18 protein-coding genes and 1 pseudogene are annotated in these 12,859 nt (G+C 41.0%); 7 read left to right on the forward strand and 12 right to left on the reverse strand.

Features of this window, described 5'->3' with window-relative positions; translation table 11 throughout:
- Nucleotides 1-146: 146 nt before the first annotated feature.
- Nucleotides 147-458 (forward strand): PhoD-like phosphatase N-terminal domain-containing protein, encoded by a 312-nt coding sequence (locus tag QUB80_RS12170; protein WP_289789758.1) that lies wholly within the window; start codon nt 147-149, stop codon nt 456-458.
- Here QUB80_RS12170 and QUB80_RS12175 read toward each other — a convergent pair.
- The 3 genes from QUB80_RS12175 to QUB80_RS12185 all read right to left on the reverse strand — a co-directional run bounded on the left by QUB80_RS12175 (nt 455) and on the right by QUB80_RS12185 (nt 2,531).
- Complete coding sequence (locus QUB80_RS12175) at nt 455-1,024, reverse strand: HdeD family acid-resistance protein (RefSeq protein ID WP_289789759.1); 570 nt, start codon at nt 1,022-1,024, stop codon at nt 455-457. The two genes, QUB80_RS12170 and QUB80_RS12175, sit on opposite strands and share 4 nt — an antisense overlap.
- A gap of 448 nt (nt 1,025-1,472) precedes the next feature.
- Nucleotides 1,473-2,147: a thermonuclease family protein gene (locus tag QUB80_RS12180; protein WP_289789760.1), complete on the reverse strand. Its 675-nt coding sequence runs from the start codon at nt 2,145-2,147 to the stop codon at nt 1,473-1,475.
- A gap of 117 nt (nt 2,148-2,264) precedes the next feature.
- Nucleotides 2,265-2,531 carry a hypothetical protein gene (locus tag QUB80_RS12185; RefSeq protein WP_289789761.1) on the reverse strand — a complete coding sequence of 89 codons (267 nt, stop codon included), beginning with the start codon at nt 2,529-2,531 and terminating at the stop codon, nt 2,265-2,267.
- A gap of 185 nt (nt 2,532-2,716) precedes the next feature.
- Between QUB80_RS12185 and QUB80_RS12190 the strand changes: the two genes are divergently transcribed.
- Entirely contained in the window at nt 2,717-3,463 is a 747-nt protein-coding gene (locus QUB80_RS12190) for a ferritin-like domain-containing protein (RefSeq protein ID WP_289789762.1), read from the forward strand.
- 79 nt (nt 3,464-3,542) lie between these two features.
- Here QUB80_RS12190 and QUB80_RS12195 read toward each other — a convergent pair whose 3' ends face one another.
- The gene (locus QUB80_RS12195) at nt 3,543-3,866 is read right to left on the reverse strand and encodes an S-layer protein (RefSeq protein WP_289789763.1); all 324 of its coding nucleotides are present in this window, start codon (nt 3,864-3,866) and stop codon (nt 3,543-3,545) included.
- Nucleotides 3,867-3,959: 93 nt separating this feature from the next.
- Nucleotides 3,960-4,103: a hypothetical protein gene (locus QUB80_RS12200; RefSeq protein WP_289789764.1), complete on the reverse strand. Its 144-nt coding sequence runs from the start codon at nt 4,101-4,103 to the stop codon at nt 3,960-3,962.
- Between the two features lie 650 nt (nt 4,104-4,753).
- Here QUB80_RS12200 and psaK point away from each other — a divergent pair.
- Entirely contained in the window at nt 4,754-5,014 is a 261-nt protein-coding gene (psaK, locus tag QUB80_RS12205) for a photosystem I reaction center subunit PsaK (RefSeq protein WP_289789765.1), read from the forward strand.
- Nucleotides 5,015-5,222: 208 nt separating this feature from the next.
- Here psaK and QUB80_RS12210 read toward each other — a convergent pair whose 3' ends face one another.
- Nucleotides 5,223-5,591, reverse strand: a complete 369-nt coding sequence (locus tag QUB80_RS12210) for a hypothetical protein (protein WP_289789766.1) — start codon at nt 5,589-5,591, stop codon at nt 5,223-5,225.
- A gap of 457 nt (nt 5,592-6,048) precedes the next feature.
- On the opposite strand from QUB80_RS12210, the gene dapB reads away from it, so the two are divergent.
- Both dapB and QUB80_RS12220 read left to right on the forward strand, forming a co-directional pair.
- Entirely contained in the window at nt 6,049-6,885 is an 837-nt protein-coding gene (dapB, locus tag QUB80_RS12215) for a 4-hydroxy-tetrahydrodipicolinate reductase (RefSeq protein ID WP_289789767.1), read from the forward strand.
- Nucleotides 6,886-6,973: 88 nt separating this feature from the next.
- The gene (locus QUB80_RS12220; RefSeq protein WP_289789768.1) at nt 6,974-7,741 is read left to right on the forward strand and encodes a DUF8619 family protein; all 768 of its coding nucleotides are present in this window, start codon (nt 6,974-6,976) and stop codon (nt 7,739-7,741) included.
- Nucleotides 7,742-7,744: 3 nt separating this feature from the next.
- Here QUB80_RS12220 and QUB80_RS12225 read toward each other — a convergent pair whose 3' ends face one another.
- The 5 genes from QUB80_RS12225 to QUB80_RS12245 form a co-directional block, all read right to left on the reverse strand.
- Nucleotides 7,745-8,377, reverse strand: coding sequence for a precorrin-8X methylmutase (locus tag QUB80_RS12225; protein ID WP_289789769.1), 633 nt, complete (start codon nt 8,375-8,377; stop codon nt 7,745-7,747).
- A gap of 171 nt (nt 8,378-8,548) precedes the next feature.
- Nucleotides 8,549-9,355: a TPM domain-containing protein gene (locus tag QUB80_RS12230; protein WP_289789770.1), complete on the reverse strand. Its 807-nt coding sequence runs from the start codon at nt 9,353-9,355 to the stop codon at nt 8,549-8,551.
- 193 nt (nt 9,356-9,548) lie between these two features.
- A complete protein-coding gene (locus QUB80_RS12235) occupies nt 9,549-10,082 on the reverse strand; it encodes a DUF948 domain-containing protein (protein WP_289789771.1) in 534 nt (177 codons plus the stop codon).
- 14 nt (nt 10,083-10,096) lie between these two features.
- Nucleotides 10,097-10,450, reverse strand: coding sequence for a YtxH domain-containing protein (locus tag QUB80_RS12240; protein WP_289789772.1), 354 nt, complete (start codon nt 10,448-10,450; stop codon nt 10,097-10,099).
- Between the two features lie 399 nt (nt 10,451-10,849).
- Complete coding sequence (locus QUB80_RS12245; protein ID WP_289789773.1) at nt 10,850-11,155, reverse strand: hypothetical protein; 306 nt, start codon at nt 11,153-11,155, stop codon at nt 10,850-10,852.
- Nucleotides 11,156-11,280: 125 nt separating this feature from the next.
- Here QUB80_RS12245 and QUB80_RS12250 point away from each other — a divergent pair, with 125 nt between their 5' ends.
- Nucleotides 11,281-11,781, forward strand: a complete 501-nt coding sequence (locus QUB80_RS12250) for a GNAT family N-acetyltransferase (RefSeq protein ID WP_289789774.1) — start codon at nt 11,281-11,283, stop codon at nt 11,779-11,781.
- 85 nt (nt 11,782-11,866) lie between these two features.
- Nucleotides 11,867-11,947: pseudogene (locus QUB80_RS12255) on the forward strand (element excision factor XisI family protein); the annotation flags it as partial.
- On the opposite strand, the gene QUB80_RS12260 reads toward QUB80_RS12255, so the two are convergent.
- Nucleotides 11,944-12,720: an FHA domain-containing protein gene (locus QUB80_RS12260; RefSeq protein WP_289789775.1), complete on the reverse strand. Its 777-nt coding sequence runs from the start codon at nt 12,718-12,720 to the stop codon at nt 11,944-11,946. The pseudogene QUB80_RS12255 and the gene QUB80_RS12260 sit on opposite strands and share 4 nt — an antisense overlap.
- Nucleotides 12,721-12,859 lie beyond the last annotated feature (139 nt).

Below are 12,859 nucleotides of genomic sequence, written 5' to 3' on the forward strand. Positions count from 1 at the left end.
CTTCACCTTTTAAATAATTAAAGTCTTGATGGTAGCTTCTTCTCGGCAAAGTAACAGTTAACATTTTGGTTCTGGCAGATGATTACCCTGCCTGCTTTGTGTTGTCTGTTTCTCTGCTTTCATTCACCTGTTAGCCGGGGGAAAGTATGATGGACTACCAGAATTTTCAGCGGTTTCTAAACAGTCGGAGCAAGCGGCGTAACCTCATCATTGGTACAGGGGCATTAACTGGTTCAGCGATCGCGAGCCAATTTTCTCATCCAACAGCGATTACTAAAGCAAGATTTCCTAATTATCCTTTTAAACTAGGTGTAGCATCAGGTGAACCCTATCCAACCAGCGTAGTAATTTGGACACGTTTGGCTCCCGATCCTTTGAATGGGGGTGGAATACCCCCTGCGATCGTACCAATTCGCTGGGAAAGAAAAAACAGGATTACCCTACTCAACCCGTTTTAAACTTCGGTAGGTTGATTAGATTGACTCAAAGTAGAACGCGCATTCAACGATAACATAACGCGTGAAATGCCAGTAAACAGAACGCTGGCACCAACTAGTGTCCCAATTAACCAACGTGCATTGAAGGGCCATTGGAACCAAATCATTGCACCCAAAAGTAGGGTTATAATGCCATCACCCAACACCCATGTCCAGTTTTGTTGGGGACGCAACTGAAATGCCAGAATTAGCTCGAATATGCCTTCAGTTAACAAAAAGCTACCCAGTAGTAGAGTCAGCGTCAGAACACCTGTTAAAGGGTAAACAAACAGCATCACACCAGTGCCAATGTATAATCCGCTTAACAGGAGCTTCCAAATAAAGCCTCCGCGATCGCGAGTTTGAAATGCATAGATGAGTTTACTAACCCCAGCGCTAGCTAAAATCGCAGCAATCCAAGTTTCAGCGAAAATGGTGGAGACGGCAGGTGCAGCGATCGCAGCAATTCCGAGAACAATCAAAATAACACCAATTAAAAGCGAGTTGTTCAAACTCTTATTAATTTCACCAGAAACATTGGTTGTCATATAAATTTTTTCCTTAGCATTATGAACTCTACGATTAGGCTAGGAAATTTTTTAGGAGTTTTTTAGAACCCTAAGGTAGATTGAGTAGGGATTAGGGGCTAGGGGTTAGGAAGAGGAGCCAGCGCTCTTGGTAGGGTTTCCAACGGACAGTTCCCACAACGGGGCGAAGCCCTCCGAAGTCGCCTCAACGGGGGGAACCCCCGCACGGCGCTTCTCTTGGCAACGGACTGTCCTCCTCCACAGGCGACTGGCGTAGACGCCGAAGGCGGATAAGCGAAAGTAAGGGTTCCCCGACTTTTAGACGCGCTTTGTGCGGCTTCCAGAAGGGTGGCGACTGGCGTGAGGGGGAGAGTGGGAGAGGAACAGATGAGGGAGATAGGGAAGATGGGGAGAATTCTTCTGTGTGTTCCTTGTCACCTGTCCCCTGTTCCCTATTCCCTATACCCAATCACTTTTTATAAAGACTTCTATACTCCCAAGGTTTAACAAACTTGGCATCATTCCAAACACCTCGCTGTTGTTGCTTGGCTTGTGCTTCGGCTTGTTGAATTGTGTCTCGACTGGGACATTTATTTAAATAAGGACGATAAACCAACGCTAATCCTTCACGTACCAATACTTCTTGAATAAACGTGCCATTTGGCAAGCGTACTTCAGCAACTTTGCGTTCGTAGCGATCGCTATCTGTCACTGTTAACTTGACGCGATCGCCTCCTTGTTGTACTAGTTGCTGTACCCGTTCTTGCGCTTTAGCACCCCAAGTAAATTGATTGCGATCGCTTGCTATTTTACTTTCTCTTTCTTTTTTGGAATGCGGTATTTCTGGTGCATCCACACAAGCAAAGCGAACGTTGAACTCGTTGCCTTGAGAATCTTTCACTTTGAGGGTATCACCATCGCTGACTCGTTCTACTAAATCACCGGAGGGGAAAAGCTGGGGAAAGAGGCGGTTGCATCCTATTAAACCCAAAATTATGATTGCAGCGCAAAGCCAGATAAAAGCTTGTTTGGTTACTTTCACAGCATCAAAACATCCAATTCTCTGTGGATTGATAATACCAAAAGGAAAAGAAACCAGAATTACCGCATCCACATGGAAATCAAGACAAATAAATAGGGACATAGCTATGCTATGTCCCCATAACTTTTGTATCCATTTTTTGTGACATACTTAGCTTTTGCGAGTAACTTCCTCCAGTGATAACCCAGCTTCCTTTACCTCTAGACGTGCAGTAAATTCTTAATCTTTATAAGTAGTAGTTTTTTCTACTACTGCTGCACTTTCTCTTTCTTGAGAGCGGCTCAAAAAGTAAACACAGCCTACTAACAAACTACCTAAAAGCATAGATCCACCCATTGAGCTACTAGTATCTTCGGATTTAACGTTTTCATTGGAACTACCTATGATTTTTTCAGAACCTGCTTGGGCAGAAGTCATAGAAAAAAATAAGGCGCTACTAGTAATAGCAGCAGACATCACTAAAACCAGAAATCGATTCTGCTTCATATTTCTACTAGTTAGGTTTCAAAATTTTTAGTTGATAAAAAATTGTCAAAAAAACTCCGTTATTTACAATATAAACCCTCAGAAGGAAGCCACGCAACAGCAAATGAGCTGACCAAGCATTGAAAAAATAAAAGTTTACTATAAAAAAAGGCATCTCACTTTCCAAAAATGAGGGCAAATCTCTGATGAACTTCTTGACTTACGTCTTGCATTTGGTGGGTTCAGGCGCAGTTGCATATTATTCTGCCGCACAGATCCGTGATCTCAAAACCCGTCCTAACATCCTTGCAGGGTTTCAACTCGCAGAATCAGGTTCTGTACCTTTTCTGACTAAACTCAGTGAACGAGCCGCAGCAGAAGGTGATAAATGGTTAGCAGAAAAACTATCAAAACACGCAGCAGACGAAACTAGACACGGGCAAATTTTTGCTCATGCCTTAAAACAGTTGCATAAACAAGTTATTGATTTTAAAAGTTTGCCAAAAGACACCGAAGAAAAGAAATCACAGGAACGACGCAGTCCCTTTTTTGCAGCCTATTTTGAGGGTCTCACTCCAGAACAATTAAAACCAGATGTAATTGACTGGAATGTATTTATGGGTAGTACTTACATTCTAGAGTTGGATGCTAGTAAGGATTTTACGCGAATGGCAAATGTTTTGCCTGAGAACGACCCAAACACTCGCAATCTCAAGTTAGGTTTGTTAAGTATTGCTAAAGATGAAACTGGTCACGCTAGCTATTTGTACGAAGCGATGATGCGACGGATGTCTGCGGATGAGGTGCAAAAATTAGTCAATCAGTGGCGCACTCGTAAAGTCAACGCTATGTTGGCATTTGCTGATAATTTGTTGCACGGTAAAGGACAAACTCGTTCGTTAGTACAAGATAGTACACCCTCAGAAAATGATTCTGAATTCATGGTTGCATAAGTCATAGAGAAAATAAGGTAAAAGGTAATTGTTTTCGCTTTTACCTTTTACCTCTTGTCTGTGCTCTTGTTCTCTTTGTTTAGATCCTCTGATTCTGAGGTTGCGAACTCTGTGAAGGTTGCTGCTGTTTTTCTGTTGGTTGTACTTGCTCAAATAAAGCAGGTGGCGTTGCCTGGCGAAAGGCTCCGCAATAATACATTGTCATCACTGCTTTAAAAGCCCAATGGTTGGATGGCACATCACTAAAAGGATTGGGTAAAGTTTCAGCTTGATTTTGAATGCAAGCTCTGGAAACCGGATTCGATTGTGTTGGAACCTGATTACCAGGTTTTTGTGCTTTTACTGGAACAGCTAAACTGCTAGCAATTAATACTACAAAGCTAGTCAGCATCTTGATGTTCATAAGTTTTAAAAGTTACCTATTTATACATCTCTAGTTTAGTTGTGTAGAGATGTCAGCGCCCTCTATTATCTAGGTCAGGCAAGGTCACAAAAACTATATGTAAGCAAACATTGCCACCAATGTTAACATTACAGCTAACCCAACCATCCAAAGTATCAATGCTCCCCAACTAACAGAATCTTGTTGGATTTTTTGCCAGAAATTATTGGTATCTGAATTATTGCTACGAATTGCCATATTTATCCCCTCCGACTATTTTTGCGCTTCACCAGACACGCAATTATCGCTAGTTATTCTGAGATAAGGATAGTAGACATGAGCATACTATACTTATCAAATCTACCTAATTGACATTGAAAGCAATATCTAATACTTTTTCTCCAAACATTTGTATTTTAAATATTTTCCTGAAGCCTCCTAGAAAGAGTATTGGGTAAATATAAAATATGCTGCATTAATTGGGAGAACAAGTATGTAATTGTTTCAACTATTACTTATGTTTATTAAGGGTTTTCTTGCCTAAAAATTTACCAACAGTTTTTTGTGATGGTAAGATAGTAAATTCTATTTTCCCACAAAGGTTACGACAAGAGCGATCGCACTCTGAAAATTGTGAAGATTCTTAATTTATTTGTTGTGAGCTTACTTACAAGCTATCAAAAGCAAGAGTAGGAGATAGAGGACAAACAGATAGCGATCGCAAGCACAAACTTATCCAATGGCTGAAATTTTACACAGAGGCGATATTCAAAGTGCTTGAAAATATATTAAGTAATAAGAAAAAATATTAAATATTAATGCATAGTTAATATTTAGATTGAATTTATTGGTATTAAATTCACATGAATATTTTCTGAAGCATTAACCTATTTTAAGGAGAAAATCAGTTGTTGACATCGACTTTACTAGCCGCTGCAACCACACCCCTGCAATGGAATCCTACGATTGGGGTAATTATGATTCTCTGCAATATCTTTGCCATTGCCTTTGGTAAATCAACCATTAAATATCCGAACTCAGAGCCTGCTCTACCTTCATCTCAGTTTTTTGGTGGTTTTGGTTTACCAGCACTATTAGCTACTACCGCTTTTGGCCATATTCTAGGAGCAGGTGTAATCTTGGGATTACATAATCTAGGAAGATTCTAGATTTATTCCATCCATAACGTTAGTTGTGATGCCTAGAAATGCTTTTGTCTCCAGTTGTAAGCCAGAGAAATAATTCTCTGGCTTTTTTTGTAATTTTGAAAATAAAAAAGTAAAAGCAACAGAACAAATTGTTACTTTTACCTTTGATAATTTACGACTATTTCTGTATATAAAATCCAACTCAAACTTAATTTATAAGCTCAGTCTGCTAAACTTGCATAGGAGTTAAACCACGCATTTGACGTATAGCATTGAGGCAAACGGGACAGTCACAACCAAACATAGCTATAGCAGCATCACTTTCTTCTTCAGTAAAATTGAGTTCCTTAATATTACTGGGATCGTAGTTCTGTGGTGCCTTTACTTCTGGTTTAGATGTTGTCGCATTGGTTCTGGTTGCCTGTGTACAACCAAACCGAGGGGATGCTGAGTGGGTATCTCTGACGCAGGAAAGGCGAGCTCCTGACGGTTTAACCGTTAGATTTGCGCTTGCCGGATGAGCAATCATAAGCATAGACAGCATAGACGCAAAGAGCACAGGGCTGGAAAGTAAGGTGATGGCAAATTTCTTGTTCATCTGTACTCCAGGAAGTTTTTGATTAACGAAGGTAAGGTGGCCATATTCTCACATCAGTTAGTTGATTTTCAGTAAATTGTATACAAAGTTGTCTGAAAGATATAACCCAAGTATTGCTGAAAAAACAGGCACGACTTTAATCTCTTTTGCATCTAGTTTATGCTGCGCACCCTTTGGTAAATATTACTTGGAGTTTCAGCCGAACTTTGAATTATTTCACAACCAACTTCAGCTAGCTAGAGACCAAGTTGAAGTCATCGACTAACTCTACAATAGCCAAGTTCCCTCATCAGGCAAAGTGATAAGCAACTTAAAAAGGGAACGGGGAACAGGAAGAGAATGTGTGTAATTAATTTTGTCTGAGTAGTTATCGCACTGTTTTTGGTGAGGAGCAAAGTTCTAGAACACCAAATTCTCCTACAATGCGCTTGTTGGGTACAAAAGCATTTCTTGATTTATGGCAAATCAAAATCTCATTCCAGTGATTGTCAATGGTGCAGCAGGTAAAATGGGCCGTGAGGTAATCAAGGCTGTGGCGCAAGCACCAGATTTGAGTCTGATGGGTGCTATCGATACTAGTGATGAACATCAAGGTAAAGATGCAGGAGAGGTAGCAGGTTTAAGTGAACCTCTAGAAGTGCCTATTACCAATCAATTGGAGCCGATGCTGGGATATGTGGCTGGTGAGAGGCATATGCAACCAGGAGTCATGGTAGATTTTACCCATCCTGATTCTGTATATGATAATATTCGCAGCGCGATCGCCTACGGTATCCGTCCGGTTGTTGGTACTACAGGATTAAGTCCCGAACAAATTCAAGATTTGGCAGATTTTGCCGATAAAGCTAGTACTGGTTGTCTAATTATTCCCAATTTCTCTATTGGCATGGTGTTGCTCCAACAAGCAGCAATAGCAGCATCCCAATACTTTGACCATGTGGAGATTATAGAATTACATCATAATCAAAAAGCCGATGCTCCTAGTGGTACTGCCATTCAAACAGCCCAGATGTTGGCTGAGATGGGAAAAACATTTAACCAGCCAATTGTCAAAGAAACAGAAAAATTAGTAGGAGCAAGAGGTAGCCTCGCAGACGAAGGAATTAGAATTCACAGCGTGCGTTTACCAGGGCTAATTGCTCATCAGGAAGTTATTTTCGGTGCGCTTGGTCAAATCTATACTTTACGACACGATACGAGCGATCGCACTGCCTATATGCCAGGAGTACTACTAGCAATTCGCAAAGTTCTTCAGCTAAAGTCGTTAGTATATGGTTTAGAAAAAATACTCTAAATTTTTAATTCACAGTCATGCCACCTGCTACAACTGGTATAAAATACCAACAGGGCAGTGGCTCCACTATATCAAATCAAAAATCCGAATGCTTGTCCCACTGACTCGCGAGAAATTTAATCAACTTATCCCCTTAATTGCCACTGGCCCACAGTACAAGTATTACTGGGGGAAATTTCCAGATTTTTTACAACGGCTATTAATTTCTGTAGTCGCAGCAGCTATTGTTTTAGTAATCAAAGTTATTTTTCGGCTTGATTTTGGCCCCATAGTCTTTTTACTAGGACTGATCGGTGCTCTTTACTGGTTGTGGGGGCCAGTTTTTTGGGCTAGTATGCAAAATGCCAAATGCCGCCGTTATAAATACAGTGGCTTTTTCCGTGGGCGAGTTTTGGATTGGTGGATCACCGATGAGTTAGTTGGCAAACAAGAAACCGTTGACAGTAAAGGCGATTTAGTCATCGTCGAAAATCGAGAAAAACGAATTAACTTGGAAGTAGGCGACGACACAGGATTTACCGCCCAAATTCAAGCACCACTGCGGGTTGAACACAAGGCTATCACTCGTGGGCAAGTAGCAGAAATGATAGTGATGTCAAGTCGTCCAGATTTGAGCAGGATTGAACAAATCACTGATATTTACATTCCCAGGCGCGAGTTATGGGTAAACGATTATCCTTATTTGCGCCGAGATTACTTTCCTGAAGTCAGTCGCCGTTTGCGCGATCGCGAACAGGAAAGACGTAGCCAACGTCCTCGCCCAGAAGTAGATATAGAAAGTAGGGAGAGTAGGAGAAGTAGAGGAAATAGGAAAATCAGGAGAAGATGGGAACAAGAGGAAATGGATAACTATTAACTCCTAAGTTTGTTGACTAGTTCCTGCCTGTCCATAAGCTTGCCAAGCTAGATCCACCAATCCATCAATAATTGCCATAGCTACCACTGCACCACCTTTGCGGCTATCAATTGTGATGTGGGGTACTAGAGAGTCTCGCAATCGTTCTTTAGCAGCATCCACATTCATAAAACTTGTTGGTGTAGCAATAACTAAAGCAGGCTTAATTTCCTCTAATTCAATTAAATCAACTAATATTGTCAAAGCAGTTTGTGCTTGTCCTACCACAAATATGCCTTCTGGATATCGCTTGGCTAAAGTTTCTATTCCCCAAGCTACACGGGTTTTTTCTTTTTGAGGACGAGTAGGGGCATCCATACCACAATATATTGGGTTAGCGAAGGTGTTTTGAATGCCATAGCTAATCCCTACTTGTACAATCGATAAATCTACTACGATAGTTGTACGTGCAGCCAGAGCCGCAGCCCCTGCTTGTAAGGCACTATCAGAAAAACGAATTAAAGATTTATATTCAAAATCCCCTGTAGCATAAATGATGCGTCGCACAATTTCGTACTCGGCAGGAGAAAAAACATGATCGCCAAACTCATCATCAATTATTGCCAAACTTTGAGCATCAGTTATGTGCCATTCCATTGTTATTAAGCTTCAGTACCAGCTTTCAGCTTATCAGTAAAAGAAGGATTGGGTACCGGGTACTGGGGATCGGGAAGAAGAGGACAAGGTGACTTGGGAACAAGGAGAAGGATCGCGACTCACGTCTTCTCCCCTTGTCTGTTCCTAGTCACCTGTCCCCTGTCCCTAATATTACGTTTCCGATGCCGATGAGCGACTGAAAACAGGAGATAAGTACGCAACTAGAGCTCCAATCAAAAAGCCGGAGATATTGCGAATTAAAGGTAGCCATTCAGAAGTACGTGATACTACTGGCCCAATACCAAAGGCAATAAACAAAATTCCCCATAAAGGAGAAAAAATTAAAGCCCATTGCCAAGCCAAAATTTGTCCTTCGCGTCGGGGTTGAGCAGCAAACCCACAAATAACTCCACCAATGATTGAGGTAACGAGGGTGAGAATCCATTGTTCTCTAGGTAAGCCAGGAACAACACGGCAACCTCCCTGACGCAAACAAGACTCAATCGACTCTAGAGACTGTAAAATAGCCTGGTCTTCACCTTGCTCGCGTACAAAGTATAGATTGCCAAAACGTGTTTGCAATTCTACCCAAAAAGTACGAGGAAGCAGCTTATAAACAGCATCACCGACGTTAAAGTTGAGAATATTACCACCACTAGCATCGGCAACTAACAGAACGCTTTTGTCATCTAAACCCCAAAACTCTTTCACTGCTCTACCGGGAGTGCGATCATACTGAGTCAAAACTCTCAGTTTCCATCCAGTTTCAGCTTCAAATTGCTCTAATTCTTGAGCTAAGTTTTCTTCTTGAACGATCGTAAGAGACTTGGCTAAATCTATGACAGGGGTTGGAATATCAGGTAATAAATCCGGATTCTCGTAGGCGTAGGCACGGGGAGAATGGGTTGCCCAAACTGAACCTGCCAAAAGAAACACCGCGCAAAATGCCAAAATCCGTCGCCAAAAACAATGCTGCATGGGCTTCTCTATACAAATCTTCACAATGGACTTGAATTAGTTATTTTTAAAGATTAGGTGAAAAGTGATAATTCTTTACACTTTTTAACTTTACTCTAATTTATTTTATCTGACAAAAGGATTGGTTTCGCCTCCTGATGCTTGAATTGTAAGGAGCGACTCGGTATTTATTTGTATTCGGCTTTTCTAATTTCTATTCTTCGTCCTGCCAATCTTCCGTGTTATTGCTGTCCCAACTATTTGCATCATTGTAGATATCTTGATTTCGATAAGGTTTGTACTGCCTGATCGCTTTTTTTGATCGGGATGACAGCACGCCTTTTTGATTTACCGATAAGCGATCGCCACTTCTTTTGGAAGATTTTGGGTGTGTCAGGGTTTTCCATGCCGCTTTGACACCAACAAACAGGCTACGTGTACCAACTTGAAGATTTTGAGCCTGCTGTTTAGCGTTATTGAAACTTTGATCAACTTGCTTGACTACACCAGAAGCACTTTTGACGCCCTCGCTGACATCATCTGTTAAATCGGTGATTTCCAAGCTAGTCATGCGGATAGCATCTAGGGTTGGTGGCAGTTCTCGTGAGAGAGTATCAAAAAACTTTTCCGCACTACGAGCCGCACGCGCCACCTCTTGCAAAGCTGGTATCGCCGCCACCAAAACAGCAGTCAAACTGGTGGCGACTAGGAGTATAGATAATCCCAGCCAAAACAGAGGTTCACTCACAGTTACGTCGTTGATTAGCTATCTCTGTGCTGGGCAATAGGATCTGATTTTGCTTCTGAGTAAGCATCCTTTCGCTTGATTGCTTGGTTTTCTCTTTGACTGGCTTCTATACCAGCAGCGATCGCTTCTCGGAGTCGCTCAAATGTTTCATCCCAATTTCGCAATGCATTTGCAGATAGGCGATCTGCTTGAAGTTGGACACTTGTTGATAAATCTTCTGCCAATTCTGGCAGGGCATTGGCAGATTTTTTTAATAGTTGACGTGTTTCACGCCCTGCACGTGGAGCTACGAGCAACCCAGTCAAAGCACCGATGGTAGCTCCCAGCATTAAACCGCCAAAAAATACTCCAGAACGGTTGTTAGACATTTTGCTGTTTTTCTCCTTACACCCATTTTATGCAGGTTTTCATACCTTGCAAGACCCAAATATTGAAATCATCCCAACTTACAGACAATATATCAGCATAAAGCTTGTCTGAGTGGTGCTATTGTTATTGGCTTCACACAATTTGGATAGGGAATATGGAAGGAGTGAGAGAGAAATATCAATTCAAAATACCTGCTTCTATCCGCTACCAACGGATACGCCGTACCTACGCTCTTGCGCGTTCACCGTCAGGCGTTGCGTTAGCTAGCGACTTCTGTAGACGGGCTTTGCCCGGCTTCCCGTCGGGTAAGTAGCTGCTCCACATCTACCGCGTCTACGCGTCTACAAAATTCAAAATTTGCAAGAGGGTGGATAGAATAACTAATGACTAACCACTACCTACCAACTTTTTCGCAAATATCTACGCCATATTCGTTGTCCAACAACTAATAGGCTAATAATCTGTTGCAATTGTTGGAGTTGTATCTCTAGCGCTTGGTTGGTTTGCCGCAAGTTTTGAATTTGGTGCTGACTAATATAAATAGCTTCTGGTGCATTACGTAATACCGCATGATAGCGACGTTCAGCGAGAATGAACCAATTAGTGATCCGAGTGCATCGTAGTCGCAGTCGCCATACTCGCCAAGCTATATAAAGTAGAATTGCTGAGATGAGCATATTAATTACAACTACAATTTGTACCATTGCTTTCCTTTAGCAGTACCAAATTTGAGAAAATTTTGCGGAACTGAGCTAGATTCTGACTTCATCATAGCTAGAGAGAATTTTGTTATTAGTGACATAAGCACTTTATTAATAGTTGGCTCACAATGAGTTTTTCTGTAAAACAGGCTCAACCAAAACAAGGCGATCTCGTTTCTGAGATTCTCTTGGAAGCAATATCTTGGATGGATACACACGGTATAAGTCTTTGGCGACGCGACGAGATAATGCCAGATTTACTTCAACCAGACGTAGAAGCTGGACTTTTTTATCTAGCCTGGGATGAAGAACAGGCTGTTGGCACTATCAAGTACCAACTTGAGGATGAATTATTTTGGCCTGATGTACCAAAAGGTGAGTCAGCATTTATTCATAAACTTGCTGTTAGACGTGCGTATTCTGGTGGTGTTATATCTAATTACCTTTTGAAATGGGCAGTTGAAAAATCAAAGTCTCAAGGCTTGCAATATTTGCGGTTGGATTGTGATGCTGCTCGCCCAAAACTTTGTTCTGTCTATGAAAAATTTGGTTTTCAAAAGCATAGCACTCGTCAGGTAGGGCGATTCTGCGTAATGCGATTTGAATACCCGCTTGTAATGAGTATTTGAGTATTTACTAGAATGAGGTTTTACCCAATCTTTAGGGGGGCTGGAGTATTTGCCTCTAATGCCTTAATCATACGAATTAGTCAACGCTGGAATTCCTAAAAGTCAAATCGTTCTGGCTTTCCAATCGGTGGATGTGAGAAAGCATACAGAATTTGCGGTAACTTAATTACCTTTGTGCTTCTTTACTAATGTCTGGAGAGTTTGCAAATCGTACTTCCAAACTTTGCCAGAGGTAAACAACTGATATCCGGCAGCGAATAAAGCAGATGCCACCAAAACAGAAAGAAGATTTATTGACGCAAATATACCACCAGTAAAAGCAATAACTGCTATTCCTCCGAATATTAACAACCATCCTATAATGCGGTTGACACGACCTACTACCAAAACTGAAACTCCAGTAATACTCAGCAACACACCTGGTAAACGTACAAAAAAACCAACTTGAGTACTGGCAGCCAAAATTAAGATGCCTGCAACCATTAGAGATGCACCTAATATTTTGCTTGTCCGATCCACACGATTTTGAGGTTGAATGACTGTAGGATTGGAGATATAACCAATATTTGTTTTATCTTGTTGTTTGTGCCGAAATATAAAAGTTACTTTGCTGCCTTGTCCCAGGTCAATTTTATCTCCTAGCTTCAGAGGATGGTGAGTTTTTGGTTCTAATCTGATGTCGTTAAGATATGTGCCATTAGAACTGCCTAAATCTTCTATATAGTAAGTACTTTCTTGTACCTGAATTTTTGCGTGTGTACAAGAAACTATATTCGCATCCGGTAAACCGGAAACATCCACATCAGGATTAATTGTTTCATTCGGCTTACCTATACAAATGACAGATAAATTCGGTTGTATTTCAAAAGACGTGTGAGTTTGAACATGAAAAAGCTCTAAACCCAGACTTTTTGTCTGTAATGTTCCTAAATTTTGCATGACTTATTTTCAGAAAAAATTTTTCATTTCTCTAGATTCTGTAATCTAGAATCAAAAAGTTTTCAGTTAATAATCTGAATTTTCCTTATTTTAACTCTAGTAATAATTGTATCTATCAATTACCAATTATTAATATATG

The organism is Chlorogloeopsis sp. ULAP01 (assembly GCF_030381805.1).
Classification (GTDB): Bacteria; Cyanobacteriota; Cyanobacteriia; order Cyanobacteriales; family Nostocaceae; genus Chlorogloeopsis.